Origin of the sequence: Phenylobacterium sp., assembly GCF_030693805.1 — a bacterium.
Lineage (GTDB): Bacteria > Pseudomonadota > Alphaproteobacteria > Caulobacterales > Caulobacteraceae > Phenylobacterium.
The window spans coordinates 1-1321 of the sequence record NZ_JAUXZW010000118.1; the positions used below are offsets into that span (position 1 = coordinate 1).

At 65.4% G+C, this 1321-nt stretch carries 2 protein-coding genes; both read right to left on the reverse strand.

The genetic code is table 11. The features are described from left to right. Positions 1 to 678: HisS family protein (locus Q8M88_RS05340; RefSeq protein ID WP_305595211.1), on the reverse strand; the 678-nt coding region annotated here is incomplete at its 3' end. A 71-nt stretch (positions 679 to 749) separates the two neighbouring features. Beyond that, positions 750 to 1193: a DUF123 domain-containing protein gene (locus tag Q8M88_RS05345; protein ID WP_305595212.1), complete on the reverse strand. Its 444-nt coding sequence runs from the start codon at positions 1191 to 1193 to the stop codon at positions 750 to 752. Between the last annotated feature and the right edge of the window lie 128 nt (positions 1194 to 1321).

Below are 1321 nucleotides of genomic sequence, written 5' to 3' on the forward strand. Positions count from 1 at the left end.
GCTGTCGTCCTTGCGGCCCTGTCCCATCAACTGCCGGACGCCGTCGGGGCCCAGCCGTTCGAGCTTGTCGATGGCGCGCAGCACTACGAGGCGGCGGCCCGCGTTCTCCTCGCCGGCAAGGCCGATCGACTGCATCACGCCGTCGAGCACCTTGCGGCTGTTGATCTTGATGACGTAATCGCCGCGGGCGATCCCTAAGCGCTCCATGGCGTCCGCGGCCATCATGCAGATCTCGGCGTCGGCGGCCGGCGAGGCGGAGCCGACGGTGTCGGCGTCGAACTGCATGAACTGCCGAAAGCGCCCCGGCCCCGGCTTCTCGTTCCGGTAGACATGGCCGACGCGATAGGAGCGATAGGGCTTGGGCAGACGATCGAAATTCTGCGCGACGAAACGCGCCAGCGGCGCGGTCAGATCGTAGCGCAGCGACAGCCACTGCTCGTCGTCGTCCTGAAAGGAGAAGACGCCCTCATTGGGGCGATCCTGATCCGGCAGGAACTTGCCGAGCGCGTCGGTGTATTCGATCGCCGGCGTCTCGAGAGCCTCGAAGCCATAGAGCTCATAGACCTCGCGGATGACATCGAGCATCCGGGCGGTGGCGGCGAGTTCGCCGGCCTCGCGGTCGGCGAGGCCGCGCGGCGTGCGCGCTTCAACTTTGGTTTTGATTTCGTCTTTGGACATAAGCCTGATTGGCCGCAGGATTGGTGGCCCGCGCCTCTAGCGAGAGTTCGGCCGCTCTCTGCGACTCGCTCTTAGGTAAAACGTGCCGCCTTCCTAGCATTTTCCCACCGGGAAGGAAGGGCCGCGCCTTGCGGCCAGAATCGCAAATGCGCAGCGCAGCGGCGGCAATCCGAACTGCCGAAGCCGGCGACCGGGATTGGCAGATCGGCAAGCGCGGCGTTGAGCGCGCATTCGTCGCCCTGTTCCTCGACAAAGGCGCCGATCAGGCTCGCCCCAGCGGTGAGCTGGTCAATATGCCAGTGGGCCCGCTTGTGCGGTCGCATGTGTCGCGCCAATCGCGCCCGCAATCCGCCGGAGCCCCGCGCCGAACCGCAATAGAGATAATCGCCGGCTTGAAGCGTCGCCGAGTTTTTCCCGATACGAACGTCCAGCGGCGCGCCCAGACGCAAGGCCAGCGCATAGGCCCCAGGCGTCGACGGCGCATCGGCGGCGGAGGCGACGAAAATCATCAGCATGCTCGATCAAAATCCCAGACGCCAAACCTCTCGCACAGGGAGAGGGTGGCTGCGGAGCAGCCGGGTGAGGGGGTTGGCTCTGGCTATTCTATTCGCGTCGAAGAGAATTTCGTCGGGCGGACGCTCGC

Bases quoted from the DNA above. Each gene is read 5' to 3' on its own strand.
- Q8M88_RS05345 (WP_305595212.1), bottom strand. From the start codon at position 1,193: ATGCTGATGATTTTCGTCGCCTCCGCCGCCGATGCGCCGTCGACGCCT.